Annotated in this window: 18 protein-coding genes; 14 read left to right on the top strand and 4 right to left on the bottom strand. The window is 45.6% G+C overall.

The window, feature by feature from the left end:
• Positions 1 to 10 precede the first annotated feature (10 nt).
• From udk to L5M10_RS03285, 8 genes are all read left to right on the top strand, one after another.
• Positions 11 to 649 (top strand): uridine kinase, encoded by a 639-nt coding sequence (udk, locus tag L5M10_RS03320; RefSeq protein ID WP_028759746.1) that lies wholly within the window; start codon positions 11 to 13, stop codon positions 647 to 649.
• Positions 650 to 680: 31 nt separating this feature from the next.
• A complete protein-coding gene (gene dcd, locus L5M10_RS03315; protein ID WP_028759747.1) occupies positions 681 to 1,262 on the top strand; it encodes a dCTP deaminase in 582 nt (193 codons plus the stop codon).
• A gap of 5 nt (positions 1,263 to 1,267) precedes the next feature.
• The gene (gene pabC, locus L5M10_RS03310) at positions 1,268 to 2,077 is read left to right on the top strand and encodes an aminodeoxychorismate lyase (protein ID WP_263162748.1); all 810 of its coding nucleotides are present in this window, start codon (positions 1,268 to 1,270) and stop codon (positions 2,075 to 2,077) included.
• Complete coding sequence (mltG, locus tag L5M10_RS03305; RefSeq protein ID WP_263162745.1) at positions 2,074 to 3,111, top strand: endolytic transglycosylase MltG; 1,038 nt, start codon at positions 2,074 to 2,076, stop codon at positions 3,109 to 3,111. The genes pabC and mltG overlap by 4 nt, the downstream gene beginning before the upstream one ends.
• A 22-nt stretch (positions 3,112 to 3,133) precedes the next feature.
• Complete coding sequence (tmk, locus tag L5M10_RS03300) at positions 3,134 to 3,760, top strand: dTMP kinase (RefSeq protein WP_028759750.1); 627 nt, start codon at positions 3,134 to 3,136, stop codon at positions 3,758 to 3,760.
• Positions 3,754 to 4,710, top strand: a complete 957-nt coding sequence (gene holB, locus L5M10_RS03295; RefSeq protein ID WP_263162743.1) for a DNA polymerase III subunit delta' — start codon at positions 3,754 to 3,756, stop codon at positions 4,708 to 4,710. The genes tmk and holB overlap by 7 nt, the downstream gene beginning before the upstream one ends.
• A gap of 6 nt (positions 4,711 to 4,716) precedes the next feature.
• The gene (locus tag L5M10_RS03290; protein ID WP_028759752.1) at positions 4,717 to 5,043 is read left to right on the top strand and encodes a PilZ domain-containing protein; all 327 of its coding nucleotides are present in this window, start codon (positions 4,717 to 4,719) and stop codon (positions 5,041 to 5,043) included.
• Positions 5,044 to 5,176: 133 nt separating this feature from the next.
• Positions 5,177 to 5,965 carry a TatD family hydrolase gene (locus L5M10_RS03285; protein ID WP_131523337.1) on the top strand — a complete coding sequence of 263 codons (789 nt, stop codon included), beginning with the start codon at positions 5,177 to 5,179 and terminating at the stop codon, positions 5,963 to 5,965.
• Between the two features lie 242 nt (positions 5,966 to 6,207).
• Here the strand turns inward: L5M10_RS03285 and rsmF are convergent, their stop codons facing one another.
• Positions 6,208 to 7,653, bottom strand: coding sequence for a 16S rRNA (cytosine(1407)-C(5))-methyltransferase RsmF (gene rsmF / locus L5M10_RS03280; protein ID WP_263162739.1), 1,446 nt, complete (start codon positions 7,651 to 7,653; stop codon positions 6,208 to 6,210).
• A gap of 224 nt (positions 7,654 to 7,877) precedes the next feature.
• On the opposite strand from rsmF, the gene L5M10_RS03275 reads away from it, so the two are divergent.
• Positions 7,878 to 9,104 (top strand): nucleoside recognition domain-containing protein, encoded by a 1,227-nt coding sequence (locus L5M10_RS03275; RefSeq protein WP_263148416.1) that lies wholly within the window; start codon positions 7,878 to 7,880, stop codon positions 9,102 to 9,104.
• 140 nt (positions 9,105 to 9,244) lie between these two features.
• Here the strand turns inward: L5M10_RS03275 and L5M10_RS03270 are convergent, their stop codons facing one another.
• From L5M10_RS03270 to L5M10_RS03260, 3 genes are read right to left on the bottom strand one after another with little or no spacing between them, the layout of a single operon-like run.
• Positions 9,245 to 11,884 (bottom strand): PqiB family protein, encoded by a 2,640-nt coding sequence (locus L5M10_RS03270; protein ID WP_263162736.1) that lies wholly within the window; start codon positions 11,882 to 11,884, stop codon positions 9,245 to 9,247.
• Positions 11,871 to 12,488 carry a paraquat-inducible protein A gene (locus L5M10_RS03265; RefSeq protein ID WP_105252657.1) on the bottom strand — a complete coding sequence of 206 codons (618 nt, stop codon included), beginning with the start codon at positions 12,486 to 12,488 and terminating at the stop codon, positions 11,871 to 11,873. The genes L5M10_RS03270 and L5M10_RS03265 overlap by 14 nt, the downstream gene beginning before the upstream one ends.
• 1 nt (position 12,489) lies before the next feature.
• Complete coding sequence (locus tag L5M10_RS03260) at positions 12,490 to 13,122, bottom strand: paraquat-inducible protein A (protein ID WP_028759758.1); 633 nt, start codon at positions 13,120 to 13,122, stop codon at positions 12,490 to 12,492.
• Between the two features lie 206 nt (positions 13,123 to 13,328).
• Between L5M10_RS03260 and L5M10_RS03255 the strand changes: the two genes are divergently transcribed.
• The 5 genes from L5M10_RS03255 (at position 13,329) to pepN (ending at position 19,722) form a co-directional block, all read left to right on the top strand.
• A complete protein-coding gene (locus L5M10_RS03255) occupies positions 13,329 to 13,628 on the top strand; it encodes a YebG family protein (RefSeq protein ID WP_105252655.1) in 300 nt (99 codons plus the stop codon).
• A gap of 17 nt (positions 13,629 to 13,645) precedes the next feature.
• Positions 13,646 to 14,104, top strand: coding sequence for a GAF domain-containing protein (locus L5M10_RS03250; RefSeq protein ID WP_028759760.1), 459 nt, complete (start codon positions 13,646 to 13,648; stop codon positions 14,102 to 14,104).
• A gap of 280 nt (positions 14,105 to 14,384) precedes the next feature.
• A complete protein-coding gene (gene proQ, locus L5M10_RS03245) occupies positions 14,385 to 15,014 on the top strand; it encodes an RNA chaperone ProQ (protein WP_028759761.1) in 630 nt (209 codons plus the stop codon).
• A 28-nt stretch (positions 15,015 to 15,042) separates the two neighbouring features.
• Positions 15,043 to 17,088 carry a carboxy terminal-processing peptidase gene (prc, locus tag L5M10_RS03240; RefSeq protein ID WP_263162733.1) on the top strand — a complete coding sequence of 682 codons (2,046 nt, stop codon included), beginning with the start codon at positions 15,043 to 15,045 and terminating at the stop codon, positions 17,086 to 17,088.
• 84 nt (positions 17,089 to 17,172) lie between these two features.
• A complete protein-coding gene (gene pepN / locus L5M10_RS03235) occupies positions 17,173 to 19,722 on the top strand; it encodes an aminopeptidase N (protein WP_263254828.1) in 2,550 nt (849 codons plus the stop codon).
• Positions 19,723 to 19,763: the final 41 nt, after the last annotated feature.

Below are 19,763 nucleotides of genomic sequence, written 5' to 3'. Positions count from 1 at the left end.
GTTTAAGGGTATGAATTCTCAGCAGTGTGTCATTATTGCAATTGCTGGCGCGTCAGCATCGGGCAAAAGTTTAATTGCCAAAACGATTTTTGACGAATTGCGCCGCGATTTAGGCACAGATCAAATTGGGGTAATTAATGAAGACGCGTACTATCGCGATCAGAGTCATTTATCCATGGATGAACGGGTATTAACGAATTACGATCATCCAAAAGCGCTGGACCATCAACTGCTGTGCACGCATTTACAGTTGCTCAAGTCTGGCGAAGCTGTTGATATCCCTTGTTATAGCTATACAGAACATACACGCACTGCAGAAACCTTAAAGATGACACCGAAAAAAGTGATCATTTTAGAAGGTATCTTATTGCTGACCGATCCTAAGTTACGTGCCCTGATGGACGCGAGTGTGTTTATGGACACGCCGCTGGACATTTGTTTCCTACGTCGCTTAACTCGTGATGTGGCCGAGCGGGGCCGTACTATGGAGTCTGTGATTTCACAGTACAAGAAAACCGTGCGTCCTATGTTCTTACAGTTTATCGAACCCTCAAAACAATACGCCGATATTATCGTTCCCCGTGGCGGCAAAAATCGTATTGCGACCGATATTTTAAAGACTCGTATCCAACATTTACTGGCAAAATAACGACATAAAAACTCAAGGAGTAATAGGCAAGATGCGCTTAACCGATATCGAAATTGAACAGGCCCTTGATAACGGCACTATCGTAATAGAACCTCGCCCAGGCATAGAAGCTATTTCAGGCGTCAGTGTTGATGTGCGCTTAGGTGGACAGTTTCGCGTCTTTAAAGATCATACCGCGCCTTTTATCGACTTGAGTGGTCCAAGTGCTGAGATGCAAGCGGCGCTTGATCGGGTGATGAGTGAGATTATCGAAATCCCCGATGGCGAAGCATTTTTCTTGCATCCTGGTGAATTGGCTTTGGCTGTGACTTACGAGAGCGTAACTTTACCTGCTGATATCGTCGGTTGGCTTGATGGCCGTTCGTCTCTAGCGCGTTTAGGGCTGATGGTACACGTAACGGCGCACCGTATCGATCCGGGTTGGCAGGGTAAAATTGTGCTCGAGTTTTATAACAGCGGTAAGTTGCCTTTAGCTTTGCGTCCACGCATGACTATAGGTGCGCTTAACTTTGAACGCTTAAATCATGCGGTTGCACGTCCTTATAACACCCGTAAGAGTGCCAAGTACAAAGATCAGCAAGAAGCGGTGGCTAGCCGTATCAGTCAGGACTAACACGCGTGTTCTGGGTGAATGGCGCATCGCAGGCAAGTGTCGACCCTTCTGATCGAGGGCTTGCCTACGGTGATGGTCTGTTTGCAACGATGCGAACGGACGCTGAGGGGATTATGTTTTTTGAAGCCCATCAAGCCCGTTTAACCGCAGGCGCCGCAAGGCTTGGATTTCAATGGCAAATGAGTGAAGCATTGCAACAGCAACTGAATACCTTAGCCATTGAATATCCTCATCATTGCATTAAGTTAATCGTTTCCCGTGGTGCTGGTGGCCGTGGCTATACACCGCCAGAAACGGTTAATCCTACCGAAATCGTCTCAGTTCATACTATCCCCGGCCATTATGCTCAGTGGCAGCAACAGGGTATTAGCCTTAAAACTTCGTCGGTACGATTGGGTTTGCAGCCGATGTTGGCAGGGATGAAGCATTTAAATCGACTCGAACAAGTTTTGATTAAATCACACTCTTTACCGCAGGGATTTGATGACTGGTTAGTCAAAGATATCGAGGAGAATGTGATTGAATCTTCGATGGCGAATGTGTTTTTTATCAAAGATAATCGCATTATCACGCCTTCATTAGCCCTGTGTGGCGTGGCGGGTGTGATGCGCGAACAGATAATGTTGGCCTTGCTTGAACAGAACATGAATATCGAATGTTTGCCCGTTGGCGCCGAGCGTTTAATCGAATTTGACTCAGCGTTTATCACTAACAGCGTTTTAGGGATTGTGGATGTACTGGCGATAGACTCGCTCAAGTTCACCCGTGCTCCGATTACCGCGCAACTTAGACAGACACTTTCACTCACTCTATGAAAAAAATCATTATTATCGCCAGTTCAACCCTGTTGACCTTGCTAACCTTAGTCTGTTTGGGTGCCTTTTGGGGCTATCAAACAGTTGTCGAATACAGTCAAACGCCGCTGAGTCTCAGCGAGCCTAAAGAGTTGAAGGTTGAACGTGGCACCAGTGTAAATCAACTGGCGCAGCAACTTGCCGATGACGGCGTTATTCAAGATACGTGGAAACTCAAGTGGCTACTTAAGTTTCGTCCTGAGCTTGCCAAAATTCGCACGGGACTTTATGAAATATCACCTTCACAAACGATTACTGATTTACTCAATGATTTGATTGCCGGCAAAGTAAAAACCTTCAGTTTGACCTTAGTTGAAGGTAAAACTATTGTGGAATGGGAACAACAACTTACCAGTGCTCCACATTTACAAATGTCACCAGAAGCATTTGCAGCAGTATTGATGACACAAGGCGATGATTCTGGTTTGCCTGAGGGGAAATTCTTCCCCGACACTTATCATTATACCGCCGAGGCGGATGCTAAAGTCATGCTGACTCAAAGCTATAAAATGATGGAGCAGGAGCTTGCCAAAGCGTGGGCGGAACGGGCGCCTAATTTACCGTTAAAATCGCCCTATGAAATGCTGATTTTGGCATCGATAGTTGAAAAGGAAACCGGCCAAGCCCATGAGCGTGAGCAAATCGCCGGTGTATTTGTTAATCGTCTTAACCTAGGTATGCGTCTGCAAACCGATCCGACGGTTATTTACGGTATGGGCGATCGCTATAAGGGCAATATCACCCGCAAAGATTTAGTCGAAGAGACGCCTTTTAATACTTATCGCATCTTTGGATTGCCGCCAACGCCGATAGCTGCACCGAGTAAAGCCTCATTGATGGCCGTGTCTAAGCCCGCCAGTGTGAGTTACCTTTATTTTGTATCGCGCAACGATGGCACCCATGTGTTTTCAACCACGCTTGAAGAACACAATCACGCCGTAGACGTCTATCAGCGTAAGATAAAACCAGCGACGCCAGAAAAATCACCAAAGTAAAAATGCAGAGAAAGAAAATCCAATGTCAGTTTTTGCAAAATTTATCGTTATTGAAGGTTTAGAAGGCGCAGGTAAGTCGAGTGCGATTAACCTTATTCGCGACTTTATTGAAAAACATACGGGTAAAGCGCCGATTTGCACCCGCGAACCGGGCGGTACACCATTGGCCGAACGTATCCGTGATTTAGTTAAGATTGCTGATGCGAATGATCCCCTGTGTGATGAGGCCGAGTGTTTACTCATTTATGCTGCCAGAGCTCAGTTAGTTGCTAATGTCATAAAGCCCGCGCTTGCGCAAGGACAATGGGTATTGGGTGATAGACACAATCTATCGTCATTAGCTTATCAAGGTGGTGGCAGAGGGTTAATGCCGTTAGTGGAAGCGGTGAGCACTGCAACACTAAAGGGATTTAAACCCGATCTTACTTTGTACTTAGATTTAGATCCTAAGCTTGGGCTTACCCGTGCAGCTAAACGTGGTGAACTTGATAGAATTGAGCAACAAGCGATTGATTTCTTTGAGCGCGCACGCGCTACGTATCTCAAACTTGCCAGCGAAGATGACAGTATTGTGGTTATAGACGCGAGCCAAACTATGGCCGAAGTGCACAAAGATATCTTAGCTGTGCTTCAGGCGATGGTATGGTAGCCGAGTCCGGATTTACGGCTGAGCAATTACCTTGGCTCGAAGGGCCAAGACAGGCATTTTTAGCTCAATTAGCGCGTCAAAAAATACCTCACGCACAACTCGTTGGCATTGATTCAGCCTATGGCGGTGAGTTGCTGAGTGTGTTTATGGCGCGCGCGGCTATGTGTGTGCAGCCAACGCCTGTGGGAGCGTGCGGTTTTTGTAAGTCTTGTCAGCTCTATGATGCGGGCAATCATCCTGATTTTTATCATATCGCCGCCGATGGCAATCAAATTAAAGTCGATCAAATTCGTGAGCTGTGTACGCGTCTGACGGCCACTGCACAGCAAAGTGGCAGGCGTGTAGCGATTATCCACCACAGCGAGCGTCTTAACTCCGCTGCCGCGAACGCACTCCTTAAAACCCTTGAGGAGCCTGGTAAAGACACCTTACTGATTTTGCAGTCGGATACGCCTGCACGTTTGATGGCGACGGTTAGCAGTCGTTGTCAACGCATTCCTTTTGTCGTTCCGAGTCGAGAGGTCATCAAAAACTGGCTTGCCCAGCGATGTGGTATTCAAGAGGATGTAACTTGGTGTTTGAGTGTGGTGGGTGGGCCGTTAAAGTTGGCTGAGAGCTTGCGGTCTGAGGGTAGCCAACAGAGTCGGTATCAATCTTTGCTACAATTTCGCAAAGATTGGGCACAAAGTTTGTCGTCTGGTCATCTGTGTGCTAGTTTGTTAATAATAAGTGAACAACAAATAATTGATGTTCTTAAGGTTTTGTACCTACTTATACGACAGGTTTTACTGAAAAATAGCCATCAAGATGCGTTTGTTCATGCGCAGCTCGGGAATTTGGCGGCTAAGATCATGGGAATGTGTCATAGCTTAAGCACAATGCCGAGCGTCAATTATCTGGCCCTGTGTCAAAGTTATGTCTTAGAATATAGAGAGATAACAAATAAGTAATATGCCATGGTAGATCTCGTCGTTAATTTTGATACCTTACATCAGTTATATCGTGCCTATATGCCTTTTATTAAGCCGGCAGGATTATTTATTGCGACCAGTGAAAGTCATTATCTTGGCCAACCGCTGACGATTGCGTATCGTTTACCCGGCGCAACCCTCACTAATGAATTTCGTGGTGTTGTGGTGTGGATTAATCCCTTAGGAGCGTCGGGTGGCCGCCCTGTGGGGATTGGCATTAAAATTATTTCTGAGCCAGATAGCCATAAACACCATATCGAAAAGTTACTGTCCCGCGAACTCGCCTCCGGCGATCTAACCTGCACTATGTAGCTTAGCCTGCATTATTGATCTGGTTTAAACGTTTGTTCACTGCCTAAACTGGCTATTTACTTCTGTTGAATTTGACCTCGATCTCTTGGCTGGGTATCCTTGTCGTCCTTTGTTACTCTGCTTGGAAATCCTTGTGCTTATTGATTCACACTGCCATCTCGATCGCCTCAAAGCGGCGCCTGATCAACAAACCTTAGAACAGATTCTTGCTAATGCTAAAGCCCGTGGCGTGGACTATATGTTGTGCGTGAATGTACGCCAGCAAGGATTTGAATCGATGCGAGATAAAGTTGCAGCCTTCGAACAGGTATTTTTGTCATCAGGTGTGCATCCATTAGACGTTAAAGAAGGCCTCGATGTTGAGCAAATCCGCCGCTTTGCCACCGATCCTAAAGTGGTCGCGATTGGTGAAACGGGGTTAGATTATTTTTATGCCGACGACACTAAGCTGTTGCAACAGCAATGTTTTGAGCAGCAGATTGCCCTTGCGGTAGAAGTGAATAAACCTTTAATTGTCCATACCCGTGATGCACGTGAAGATACGATCAATATGCTTAAGCAGGGCAACGCGGATAACGTTGGCGGCGTGCTGCATTGCTTTACCGAGAACTGGGAGATGGCGAAAGCGGCGATTGATCTCGGCTTTTATATTTCGGTTTCAGGCATAGTCACTTTTAAAAATGCGGGTGATCTGCGAACCGTTATTCGCAAAGTGCCTCAGGATCGTCTGCTAGTTGAAACTGATTCGCCTTATTTGGCGCCGATCCCACACCGTGGACAAGAGAATCAGCCTGCCTATGTGCGTGATGTGGCTGAGTTTGTGGCAGAGCTTAGAGGTGAGCGTTATGAAGATCTTGCTGAATACACCAGCAATAACTTCTTTAATTTATTCAAAGATGCAGCGCGTTTAGTTGGCCGTTAGCAGCAAGTGCTTTGAATCACTTTATGCGATTGCGTGATTGTTAGCGTACAGGCATAAAAAAAGGCCCAAAACGATTAAAGCTGTTTGGGCCTAGGGGAATGGCTCATTGAAGAGCCGTGCGCTACAGGTGAAAGCGCCATGCAGTGCGCTTTACAATAGACTCAGTGTAGTCGAGCTTTTGTCTTATAGTCGCGCTCACTTTCCCCCTTTTTTAGGTTATTTATCGCTAAAAAACAGCGAAATTATAACGATTTCGTCTGTTCTGGTAGCAGTAACACTTTATCTTTCACTAAGTCTCTGGGTAGGTTGTTTTTTAACTTATTGCCTAAATGTTTCGCCATCCCTAATGGTGCACCGCCATAACAGACGATCACTTCACCTTGAGCTTTCACTGCGGTGTTTAGGGCAATATCTCGCCCCATCAAATACTCTTTCGCTTCAACATCGCTCACATCGACCGTTTTTGCGGTTGGGCTGAGCTGTTTTCCTGCTAATGCAATAATCGCTTCATGGCGGACTTTAAAGCCGTGTTTACTGTTATCGGCGAGTTTAATGCCAATACGCTGAAAGCGCATACGGCCGATAAAAGCGTTGAATTCATGCGGGAATAGCCAGAATTCATCATCGCGAACCATGATGAGTTCGTCCGGTAAGCTGATGCCTAAATCCTGCTGAAAATAGTCTTTGATCCCTTGGGCTTGTTTCGCTGATGCGGGCGTGAAGGGGAAGTTTTTCTGCAGTTTAGGCTCAGGCTGTAAACGCGGCACTGAGGCGGTTTTTGTCAATTTAGCGACAAAGAAACCTTCACTGTCGTAAATCTGTGGCCAGACATGTAAGAAGCCTTCGGGCGTTGTAGCTCGATCTGCGCCATCAAATAAATCGCTTAAGGATTCAAATTGCACCGCATCGCCGTAGACTTGCTTTAAATACTCGCACACGCCTTGGTTTTCGAGGCGGTTTAAGGTGCAGGTTGAGTAGACCAAACTGCCGCCGGGTTTCAGGGCGAGAAACGCCGATTCGATTAAGGCTTTTTGGGTTTCGCTAATCGCCAGCACATCGTCTAGGCTCCAGTGTTTTAGTGCATCGGCGTCTTTACGCACTGTGCCTTCACCGCCACAGGGCGCATCGATAAGCACGGCATCAAAACTTTCGTACAGGTATTCGCCAAATACACGGCCATCGAAATGAGTGAGGGCGCAGTGGCTCGCACCCATGCGCAGCACATTGGCGTGCAATACTTTCACGCGGCTCGCCGAATACTCATTAGCCACCAATAAGCCTTGGTTTTGCATTAATGCGGCCATTTGAGTGGTTTTTGAACCGGGTGCGGAGGCGAGATCGAGTACGCACTGCCACTTTGCACTAGGCGTAAATAGTGCGGTCGGCGGCAACATAGAGCTGGCTTCTTGAATGTAGAATAGACCCTGAATGTGCTCTAAGGCATTGCCGAGCTGTTCTTCTTCGTCGTAACTGATCCAAAATCCGTCTTCACACCAAGGAATAGGATCGAACGTCCAGCCCTTAGGTTGCATCAAGGTCTTAAAGTCGTCACTGCTGATTTTTAAGGTATTGACCCGAATTGAACGTCTAAGCGGCCTGTCGCAGGCGGCAATAAACTCGTCCATGGATAAATGGGCGGGGAGTTCTTGGGTGATTGTATCGATAAAAATTTGATTTAATTGGACCATTGATTTCATTGAACCATAGGAAAATAGACTGTGTATCAACTGGTGCGAGTATATCATAATCCCTTATTGGGTCTGAGATTTTATCCCGAGCCGCCAAGGTTGCTATTGTGATTTAATGTTTATGCTTTGACGATTTGAGCGATATTGGAATGAGTCGCCATAAAGCTAGCACTCAGTAGCAATGAGCTAATAGAATAAAAACAAATAAAAATAAGGGGATTAGCGTGCTGAATCGTGTGTGGTTGGCTTTTTTTATCACGGCATTGCTTGCAATAGCGGTGCAACTGTTCAATGGGCACATAGAAGTCCTATCGGCTTCGGTCGCCGCATTATTTGCGAGTGCTAAGCTTGCCGCTGAAATTTCCCTTGGGCTGATTGGCGTGCTTTCTCTGTGGATGGGATTGATGCAGGTAGGAGAAAAGGCTGGCGTTGTCGGCGCTATTGCCTTTGTGTTTGAGCCATTACTGCGCCGTTTGATGCCTGAAGTGCCCAAGGGGCATCCGGCCTTTGGCAGTATCACGATGAATTTAACAGCGAATATCTTTGGGTTAGATAATGCCGCCACACCACTTGGTTTAAAGGCGATGCATGATTTGCAGAGTTTAAATCCGCTAAAAACCGTGGCGACCAATGCGCAAATCTTATTTTTAGTACTCAATACTTCCTCTGTGACCTTAGTGCCTGTGACGGTATTTCTTTACCGTGCCCAGCAAGGTGCCGCTGCGCCTGCGGATATTTTCTTGCCGATTTTACTGGCCACTTCAGCATCGACATTGGCGGGTTTGCTGGTTGTGGCGTTAGTGCAGCGAATTTCATTATTAAACTCAGTGGTGCTCGGTTATGGCGCCTTGATGCTCTCAGGGTTAGTGGCGAGTGGTTTTTATCTGATGACTTTAAGTGCTGATGCCATTGGCACAGTGTCGACGGCAATGGGCAATGGTATCTTGCTGTTATTGGTATTTACCTTCGTGATTGTTGCGGGCATTCGCAAGGTGGCGGTTTATGATGAGTTTATTGAAGGGGCGAAGGCGGGTTTTGCCCAATCCATCCAATTGATCCCTTATTTGCTCGCCATGCTATTAGCGATTGGTTTACTGCGTGCATCCGGCGCCTTGGATTATCTGTTGCACTTGATTGCCACTGGTGTGCGGATATTGGGTTTTGATACGCGTTTTGTCGATGCTATGCCGACCGCGCTGATGAAACCTTTTAGTGGCTCAGGCGCCAGAGCCATGATGCTTGAGACAATGGATCACCACGGAGTAGATTCCTTTGCGGGTCGATTAGCGGCGATTTTTCAGGGTAGTACTGAAACCACTTTCTATGTTCTCGCTGTGTATTTTGGTTCTGTGGGTATTCGCCATGGACGCCACGCCTTAGCTTGCGGTTTAACCGCGGACTTTGCGGGGATCAGTGCCGCGATTGCCGTTTGTTATTGGTTCTATGGATAAGGGGGCTAGAGTATTGAGCGACCTAGAATGTCTCAATAACATTGCGAGAAGCTAAAAATAAATCAGGCGCATTATGCGCCTGATTTATTTGTAAGAGCTTTAATATTAGTGCGTTGGTGTAAGTATTTTGATGAACATAATTACTGGGTAGGTGCCCATTGCTGCCATTCGGTTTCGGCTTTGTGTTGCAATCTTAATACTGTGCCAGTCGCTAAACGATTATCCCCTTGAGTCGTGTCCTTAGTCGCCACATTGATGCCGCCAGCGAGTAAGGTTTCCAGCGAGCCCGCTTCGATTTGGGCACCTGAGAAGAGGCCAACATCGACTTTAATCCCTGAGGCATCCCAGAACTGACTGCTTTGATTCACTAAGTGACTGTACTGCGGCTCAATATGGGCTTGCATCAGCACGCTATTGCCCTGTGTCGACAGGCTATAGCCGTCGATTTGACCTACTTTAATCCCACGGAAGAAGATAGGTGTGCCGACTTTCATCGAGCCTAAGGTGTTATCTTCTAAGGTGAATTTTAGCGCATCTTCGGCAACGTTGGCATAGCTGCTGGCAGCGAGGTTGGCAACAAACTGGGTCGCTTTCTGACTGCTTGTACCCGGCAGTACACCGATATAAGGGCCAGTTAACAAGGTATCAGGCGCTTTAATTCCCGCCAGAGAAATTTGTGCATCCACTAAATGATATTCACAGTCACTGCGGCTGAAATGTTCGGCATATTCCCCGTAGAGATATGCGCTAGCTGTGAGTGTATCGAGATCCGCATTGAGCTTCACCTGCGACACTTCACCCACTTGATGACCTTGATAGCGAATCGCTGCCTTGGCCGCCAGTTTGCTTGAGGCGGGTAGGGTGAGGCGAATTGCCTGCGCCTGAGTTAATGCCAGCTGCTTGCTCTCATAGAGTTTTAAGTTAGCTGCATTGCTGGCTTTGTCATTGCTATCAAGCAGTCCCAGACTGATGCTGCCCTTTAATGCCCCTTGTAGCGGGGCAACGGCGACATCAATACCGGCAAGACTGGCACTGATATCCACGGCGTTGTTACGCCAGAATACTTTTGGCTTTTTCAGCAAGGGTTGAAACTGTTTGTCGATAGCGAGCTTGATAGCGAAGTCTTCGGTTTTGCTTTGCCAGTTCACTGAGTCAACTGTACCAATTTGCATTTTTTTATAGTAAATCGGTGAGCCTTGGCTGACATCGGCGCCATCTTGACTGATTAACGTTAAATGCACTTGCTGCTGACGATCATAAAAAGCTGTCGCGGCATCCACAGAGCTAAAGAGGGGCAGAGCGCTGTTAGCAACTAAAGGTGTGTCGCTATGACCTTGGATCAAGCTAACTGCACCTTGAGTGAGTGTTGTAAAATCCCTTGCTTTGACTGAGACCCCGTCTAACGATGCGTTTACCGTTAATGCTGACTCAGGCACAAAATAGCTGTCGCTGCGAATTAGACTGGCAAACTCAGGTTGTAGCTCGAGTTGGTATTCCACCGCCGATAAATCTTTGGTTAACTTAACCGCAAGCACTGAACCAATGGGAATTTGCTTGAAGCGAACCTGAGCGCCCGCTGAAATACCCATGTTTTCGGCTGAGGTTAGGGTCAAGAAACGCTTCTTAGATTGCAGTAAATCAGGCGCCTTTGATTGTAAGACAAAGCTGTTTGGTACCGAGCTTTTGGTGTTGATGCCTGGCAGGAAGTTGATCACGCTACCTGTCAGTAAACGTTCTGGATTTTTAATGCCTGAGAGGGAAATATCAGCACCTTCAAGCCAAAACACGCCGTCGTTAGTTAACAGTGAACCGTATTGAGGTTCAAACTTAGCCACGGCTGTAACACCATTAGACGTGAGTTGTTTACTTAAAATACTGCCAATGCTCATGCCGCGATAAACGATGCGGGTACCTTTGTCGACACCGTTAGCGTCAGCCATGGTCAGGTTTATTTCTATGCCGCCAAGGGCAGTGGTTTCTGAATCATAAAGCGAAAAAACGTCACCGTTTTTAGCTATGTCTGCTTTATCGTCAGAGCTGAAACTCACGCCGCCAGCCAGAATGGATGCCAAACTCTCTGAACTGACTTTAACTCCAGTTAGTGAAGCATCAATTTTGACGCCAGAAACATTCCAAAAGTGAGAATTTTTCTTCACTAATCGCGCGTATTGCTCTTGAATGAAAGCGCTGATAATGACTCTTTGATTGCCATCTAAACGATAGCTGACCACGCTACCCACGGGGATTTGGCGGAAAAATATTGGCGAGCCAACATCGAGTGAACCGAGTTTATCGGAGGTCAATTCGACCATCACACCTTCTGAGCCGATTTGCATCGGCGGCGGTTGGCGTTCTGCTTCAAAAAAGGTCGAGGCATTACCTTTCCCTGGTTGGATAGCAATATAGTTACCCGAAAACAGCGCATCTAAGCCTTCAACACCTGTAATACTTGCTTTAGGTGTGACAAGCCAGAAGAGGGTTTCTTTATTCAAAAAAGGCTTAGCGCGGTAGTCCATCATGACCTTGACGTTCACGCCTTTGAGATCGTCATCTATGCCAATGTCTTTAACTTTACCGACAGTCAAACCTTGGTATTTGACTAAGGTTTTACCCACATCAATCCCTGTGGCGCTCGGAAAGTGAATTTGAATTTCAACCCCCGATTCTTTAATGCTCTTAATGCCCAGCCAAGCACCTAATGCCAACGCGACAATAGGAAGCAGCCAAATGGGCGAAAAGAGTTTTTTCTTTACAACTTTCGGCGATTCAATTTGTGTCATCTTGAGGTTCCAATCGATCCCAGAGTAAACGAGTGTCTAAAACTTTTGCGGCTAACTGAGTTAACAGAATCACCAAGGCAAATGCGGTAGCCGCAGGCGCGGGTTTCGCGTCGAGTAATTGTCCCATGTTCACTAATGCCACTGTGATTGAGATGACAAATAAATCGAGCATTGACCAGCGGCCAATCCATTCGATGATGTGAAAACCCACCATCAATTTCTTTTTTGAAATCGGGATATCAAAGCTTATCGCACACAGATAAATGGATAAGCCGATGATTTTAATCCATGGTACTAAAATACTGGCGGTAAACACTATGATGGCAATAGGCAGCATATCTGAATGCACTAAATGCAAAATGCCTGAAAAAATGGTGTCGTGCCGCACTTGCCCTTGATTGGTCAGCATAGTGATAGGGTAAATGTTGGCTGGCACCAGTAAGATGGCAGCGGTAATCAACAAAGCCCAACTTTTTTGCAGGCTGGAATAGTCTCTGACGTGCAACTCAGTTTCACAGCGCTGACAGTGCGTGAGTTCACTGCTGTTGAGTTGGCGACACACTTTACAGAGACATAGGCCGATATCTTTACCTTGTTGTTTCATATCAGCTATGACCTTCCAATAACGTCCACATATGTTCTAAGTCGTATTCTCTTTGTAGAAACAAGGTCACGAGAAACAGCATAGTGAAGCAAAATGTGCCCATACCAAAATAAATGTCCGAAAAATCAGATAGCTGAAATGATGAAACTAAGAAGCTGATCACATAAATTTCCAGCATAGTGAGTTGCGATAAGACGCCATGAAATTTTAACAACTGCTTCAATGAGTTACGCCAAAAAAGGCTACTCAATCCCCATTTCACAATTAAAATCTGTGTCAATATCGATAACAGTAATAAGCCTGGACCTATCACAGCTGCGGCAAGTACGGCGACACCTACAACCCAATAGCCTTGGTCAAATACTGCAAATGCCCCTTGGAAAACCGTAGTAGTACGAATACTGCCGAAAAAGTGGATCTCGAGTACGGGTAAAAAATTGGCAGGGAAATAAAACACTAATGCCGAAATACATAGGGCTAACATACCATTCACAGAGCAGTATGGCGTGTCATAAAGTGCAGTGCTGCAACGAGGACAGATTGCTCTAACGCCGCTAGGCAAGGCACGTTTGCGGACTGCTAAATCGCAGGAGCGGCATAGGGTTACTGAATTTTCTGCTGCGTTTTCATGCATATAAAAATATATATTAGCCTAATAGGAGTAATAACAGCGAGATCGGTGCAAAGTGTCGTGCTAGTTAGCTGTTAAGCCACGTCTAGCGCTTTATAATCTTGGCAACGAAAGTACGCTAATAATATCAGATTAATCAGAACACTTGCATCACAAGTTCAATCTATGTCACTCTAGTTACTGTATATAAAAACAGTGCGAGGGCAGTCATGGCAGTAATAACACAGTTTGTCGTGGTCAGAGAAGGGGTTGAAAAGATGACATTCACATCTAAGAAGGAGGCTGATGCCTACGATAAGATGCTCGATATCGCCGATAACCTTATCCCCTTCATTCAAAAAGCTGATTTGGGTATAGATGAAAGTGTGGGCGAAAAGCTCGCATTCTATTTTGCTAACAATAAAGATGAGCTGACGAACTTGCTTAAAGGCGCCGTTCAGGTTAATAGTACGCCAACGAATCCGCCTGCAGCGAAAAAAGCGGCTAAAAAGACCGAAGCAGCAGAATAAAATTGTTAGGAAATGTAATGAAATCGAAATTTTATGAGTCACTTAACCGTCAAGCCTTGGCCTTGTTGGAAGGGGAAGACGACCTTGTTGCGGCGATGGCGAATTTTTCAGCCTTGCTCAATGATAATTTAACTGAGCTGAACTGGGTGGGATTCTACGTCATGCGTGGTGAACAACTGGTACTTGGCCCGTTTCAAGGTAAAGTGGCTTGTACACGCATTCCGTTAGGAAAAGGTGTGTGTGGTACAGCAGCATTCACTAATCAAACTCAGCGAGTGGCTGATGTCCATCAATTTGATGGTCATATTGCCTGTGATTCTGCCAGTAATTCTGAAATCGTTGTGCCAGTTCGTGCGCAAGGTAACGTGGTTGCCGTGCTCGATATTGACAGTCCTATCTTCGATCGTTTCGATGAAGAAGACCAAAAGGGGCTGGAATTACTGGTTAAAAGTTTTGAAAACTGCCTATTTGATTAATTTGCGTACAATAACGCATAATTCATAGTCGCAATCGGTGGCGTGCGCCTTATAATATGCGCCTGCACGCATTAAGCTGGTTTGATTGGCATGCAATGAATAAGCTTAGTGTTTTGAGCTGTCAAAATTTGTTAAGGTATATTTTTTAACTTTAGTAAACGCGGCTAGGATGCTAATTTGTACGTTGACTCAATATTGAGTTTAACGAAGATAAACGACATGTAAGAAGCTGATATATATCACCTCGAATCGATGTCCCTTTTTGACTGTGGAAGTAATGATGGAATCAACAGAAAAGTTGACCGACACCAATGCAATTTTGGCGTATTTGTATGAAACATTTCCTTTGTGCTTTATTGCTGAAGGTGAAACTAAGCCATTAAAAATCGGATTGTTTCAAGATTTGGCTGAAAGGTTGGCTGATGATTCTAAAGTCAGTAAAACTCAGCTCAGAGTTGCCTTGAGACGTTACACCAGCAGCTGGCGCTATTTAAAGTGCGTTAAAGCAGGCGCACAACGCGTAAACCTGGATGGCGAACCTTGCGGCGAGTTAGAGCAAGAGCACATTGATCATGCTCAAGCCATGTTGAAAGAGAGTCAGGATAAGGCCAAAGCGAAACGTGCAGCACTTGCACCTAAGCCCGCGGCGAAGAAAGCACCTAAAAAGGTGGCTGTTCCTCAGCGTCCTAAAACTGAGCGTCCTGCTAAGCCTGCACCAAAAGCTGCAGCGCCAGTCGTCAATTATGTTCAAGCACAATTGACTGATTTAACGAAAAAACAACGCGTCAATGTTAAATTAGGTATGACACCCGTAGCCGGTGTGATTACTGACATTAACAAGGAAGATATTCATGTTCAGCTTGATAGTGGCCTAACGATTAAAGTTAGAGCAGAACATATCCTGCTGTAATCATTTATTAAAACGGAGTAACTTGTTGATGCGAAAACTCACTTTGGCTACCTCGATCGCCACTGTTTTTGTCGGATTCTCGGCTTGGGCCGTACCACCCACGATTCAAATCAGCGAGTTACCCACTCTCAAGCAGGAAGCGCAACATAAGGTTGCGAGCAAAAGGGTAACGGACTTATACACTCGTTCGCACTATCATAGATTCAATCTTGATGACGCCTTTTCTGCGCAAATTTTTGATCGTTATCTGCAGCAGTTAGACTATCGCCGCAATGTGTTAACCCAAGCGGATGTCGATAGTTTTAAACCTTATGCTACCCAATTCGATGACATGCTCAGTTCTGGTGAACTTGAGCCTGCCTATAAAATGTTTGATATCGTCCAAAAGCGCCGCTATGAAGGCTTTGTCTATGCTTTATCTCTATTAGATAAAGAGATGGATTTTTCTGCGCCCGGTGATGCCTATGAGTACGACCGCGATGAGGCCGCATGGCCAAAAGATCAAGCCGAGATCAATGAGTTATGGCGTCAACGTGTTAAATACGATGCGCTAAATCTGAAACTCACAGGTAAGAAATGGCCTGAGATTGTTGATATCCTGCAAAAGCGTTATAACAACGCTATTAAACGCTTGATTCAAACTAACAGTGAAGACGTGTTCCAAGGCGTGATGAATGCCTTCTCTCGTAGCATTGAGCCACATACAAGTTACCTTTCACCACGCAATGCTGAACGTTTCCAAATGGAAATGAACTTGAGCCTTGAAGGCATTGGTGCTCAACTGCAACTTGAAGACGATTACACAGTCATTAAAAGTTTAATTACTGGCGGCCCTGCTGCGGGCAGTGAAAAACTGTCGCCGGAAGACAAGATTGTCGGCGTCGGTCAAGAAGGCGGCGAGATTGTTGATGTGATCGGCTGGCGTTTAGACGACGTGGTTGACCTGATTAAAGGTCCTAAGGGCAGTAAAGTTGTTCTGCAAATTTTACCGAAGAAAGGCGGTTCCAATGCTAAGCCATTCGACGTTACCTTAGTTCGCGACAAAATTCGTCTTGAAGATAGAGCGGCAACCTCTAAGGTGATTGAACCTAAAGACGGCGAGTATGCTAATCGCAAAGTCGGTGTGATCCAAATTCCTGGTTTCTATATGAATTTGTCGCAGGACGTTGAAAAAGAGCTAGTGAAGTTAAACGACGCCAAAGTAGAAGGCATAGTCATTGACCTTAGAGGTAACGGTGGTGGTGCATTAACGGAAGCCGTGCTACTGACGGGACTTTTTATCGATATGGGCCCTGTAGTGCAAATTCGTGATGCCGATGGACGAGTGTCTGCGCATCGCGATAACGACGGTAAAACCAGTTATGTAGGACCATTGACTGTGATGGTTGACCGTTACAGTGCTTCAGCCTCTGAAATTTTTGCTGCCGCATTGCAAGATTATGACCGTGCACTGATCGTCGGTGAGTCGAGTTTTGGGAAAGGCACAGTACAGCAGCATAAGAGCCTAGGCCGTATCTACGACATGTATGAGAAGCCAATTGGCCATGTGCAGTATACGATTCAAAAGTTCTACCGTATTAATGGTGGTAGTACACAGATTAAAGGTGTGACCCCCAACATTGCTTACCCAAGTGCGTTGGAGCCGGGCGAGTACGGTGAAGCTGAAGAGAAAAATGCTTTACCTTGGGATAAAGTGCCTATGGCGCAATATGGCACGCTTAATGATGTTACGCCTGAGTTAGTGACTAGCCTTGAATCTAAGCACCTTAACCGTATAAAAAACAGCGTAGAGTTTGCCTATATCAATCAAGATATTGCCGACTTTAAAAAGCATCACAAAGAGAAAACTGTTTCTCTGGTTGAAAGTGAGCGTATTGCTTCCCGTGAAGCCGATGAGAAAAAAGTCCTCGACAGAACAAACGAGCGTCGAGTCGCCAATGGTTTAGCACCGGTTAAATCAATGGAAGACATTAAAGACGACGCTGAATTGCCAGATGCATTTTTAGACGAAACCGCTTATATCACCTTAGATATGGCTGATGTGCAAAAAGTGGCTAAAACTAGTGCTAAGTAGGCGCTAGTCGAGTCGATTTATCCGATATCAAAACGCGCTTATGGCGCGTTTTTTCTTATTTAGATCAGCGTTAAAGGGATCGAAATGACACAAGCTCAAGCAAAATACTTAAAAGATTATCAAGCGCCACTTTTTACGATAGAGACTATCGATTTAGCATTTAATTTGGCTGGCAATGAAACCCAAGTGCAGGCGATCAGTCGTATAAAACGCACTTCAAAACATGCACAAGCCTTAGTGTTGGATGGCGAAGATTTGACCGTTGTTTCGCTGACTGTTAATGGTGATGCTGTGCCTTACCATGTTAGTGCAGGTCAATTAGTTCTAGAAACTGAGCTTGATGAGTTTGAGCTGAACATTATCACTAAGCTCGATCCTGAAGCTAATTCGAGCCTTGAAGGGCTCTATATGTCCGATGGTGCCTACTGCACGCAATGCGAGGCAGAGGGCTTTCGACGTATCACTTATTTCCTTGATCGCCCTGATGTATTAGCTAAATACACAGTTCGTATTGAAGCCGATAGAGCCGCATTCCCGTTTTTACTGAGTAACGGTAATTTGATTGATCAAGGTGAGTTAGATGGTGGACGCCATTATGTTTGCTGGCAAGATCCATTTCCAAAACCAGCGTATTTATTTGCCTTAGTCGCTGGCGATTTTGATCTATTGCAAGATGAGTTCATTACTCGCAGTCGCCGTAAAGTGATCCTGCAAGTGTTCGTTGATAAAGGTAATTTACATAAAGCACACCATGCGATGGCATCACTTAAGAAATCCATGGCATGGGATGAGAGCCGTTTTGATCTTGAGTATGATTTAGATATTTACATGATAGTGGCCGTCGACTTTTTCAATATGGGTGCGATGGAAAACAAAGGCTTAAATATCTTTAACACTAAATATGTGCTTGCAGATACCTTAACGGCCACCGACGAGGATTACCACGGCATTGAATCGGTTGTAGGTCATGAGTATTTCCATAATTGGACAGGAAACCGCGTAACGTGCCGCGATTGGTTCCAGTTAAGTTTGAAAGAAGGCTTAACGGTTTTTCGCGATCAAGAATTTAGCTCAGATTTAGGCTCTCGTGCTGTGAATCGAATTCACGCAATTAAAGTGATCAAGAATCAGCAATTTGCAGAAGATTCTGGCCCTATGTCCCATCCTATTCGTCCAGAATCTGTCATTGAGATGAATAATTTCTACACTGTGACTGTGTATAACAAGGGCGCTGAAGTCATCCGCATGATGCACACTTTGCTCGGCGAAGAAAAGTTTCAGGCGGGAATGAAACTGTATTTTAAACGCCACGACGGCCAAGCTGTCACCTGTGATGATTTTGTGGCGGCAATGGAAGATGCCAGCGGAGTGGATTTAAACCAGTTCCGTTTATGGTATAGCCAAGCTGGTACGCCGATTGTGACTGCGATGGACAGCTTTGATGCGCAAACGGGTGTTTATCAATTGACCCTTAAACAAAGTCTAGCGAACTGTGCATCACCGCTGCATATTCCGTTTAGCTTAGAGCTCTTAGATGCGAAGGGCCATTCTTTAGTGAATGAAATCCTCAATTTTACTCAAACTGAACAAGTGTTTAGCTTTGATGGACTCACTCATAAACCCGTAGCTTCGTTACTGCAAAACTTTTCCGCGCCCGTTAAATTACAATATCGATTCAATGTGGATCAACTCGTCCACTTGATGCGTTTTGCTAGCAGCGAAGTGGCGCGTTGGGAAGCCTCTGTGACTCTAGTGAGCCAAGCTATTTGGCAAAATGTGGCGAGTTTACAACAGCAACAAGCTATGACGCTCGATCCCCGTGTGCGCGATAGTTTTAAAGGTGTGTTGTTAGACACTGAGCTTGATCCGGCATTGATCGCCGAAATATTAGCGATACCTACGGCTTCTGCTTTGATTGAGCAAACAGAGAGTGTTGATCTAGATGCGTTAGCTTTAGCACGTGAATTTGTACTAATAGAGCTCGCTTCACATAGTGAAGATGAATTGATTGCGCTATATCGTTCTTTAGTCGCAGTAGAGAGTACGCAGGCAAGAGCCCTTAAAAATCAGTGTTTAACTTGGTTAGCTCGGGTGTCGGATGAGGCTGAGGGGTTAGTGATTTCTCAGTTCGATAACGCCAGTAATATGACGGATTCTCTTGGTGCGTTGACGGCAGCCAATGTTGGGAATTTACCTTGTCGTGATGAACTGATGACGACATTTGAGCTACGTTGGCAGGATACGCCATTAGTGATGGATAAATGGTTTATGTTGCAAGCGACCCGTGATGCAGATGATGTGATTGAGTGTTTGCGTCAGTTGCAGCAACACAAGTGCTTTAGTGTGAGCAATCCAAACCGAGTGCGTGCTTTAGTGGGCAGTTTTGCTGCCAGTAATATTTATCAATTCCACCGTAGAGACGGTAAAGGTTATGCTTTCTTAACCGAATGCTTAATGACTCTTAATAAGCTCAATCCGCAGGTTGCGGCCCGTATGGTGACGCCATTGATCCAGTATCATAAATTCGACTTAGGCCGCCAAACCTTGATAAAAGCCTGTTTAGGGCAACTTTTGGCTTTGCCTGACTTATCTAAGGATATGTACGAAAAAGTCTCTAAAGCATTGGCAAAATAGCAGTTTGTAGGAGGAGGGCAGCAGTTTGTGCTGCCCTGATA

It is taken from the genome of Shewanella sp. SM32, assembly GCF_025654235.1.
GTDB classification, from domain to species: domain Bacteria; phylum Pseudomonadota; class Gammaproteobacteria; order Enterobacterales; family Shewanellaceae; genus Shewanella; species Shewanella oncorhynchi.
This window is presented reverse-complemented; position numbering and strand designations above follow the sequence as displayed.